This window comes from Pseudomonas sp. 2822-17, assembly GCF_002742485.1.
GTDB classification, from domain to species: domain Bacteria; phylum Pseudomonadota; class Gammaproteobacteria; order Pseudomonadales; family Pseudomonadaceae; genus Aquipseudomonas; species Aquipseudomonas cyclaminis.
Map to the genome: position 1 here is coordinate 1 of NZ_LJRZ01000070.1, position 300 is coordinate 300.

1 protein-coding gene is annotated in these 300 nt (G+C 34.0%); it reads left to right on the forward strand.

The window, feature by feature from the left end; all coding sequences use genetic code 11:
* Positions 1-300: SAM-dependent methyltransferase (locus AOA60_RS32050; RefSeq protein ID WP_368731543.1), on the forward strand; the 300-nt coding region annotated here is incomplete at both ends.

Consider the following 300-nt stretch of genomic DNA (forward strand, 5'->3'; position numbering starts at 1 on the left):
GTTATTGCATTACCTGGTGCAAATGCTGCTGTTACAGCGCTAGTTACTTCTGCATTACCAACCGATAATTTTACCTTTATTGGATTTTTAGACCGAAAAAAGAAAGATCGAAACATCATTCTAAATAAGGTGAGAAGTTATGAAAGTACATTAATTTTTTATGAATCTCCACACAGATTAAAAGAAATGTTGAGTGCCATCAGTACAGAATTAGGTAATCGTCAAATAGCATTATGCCGTGAATTGACTAAGCAATTCGAAACGATCATTCGAGGTAGTGTCAATGACGTAATTTCATAT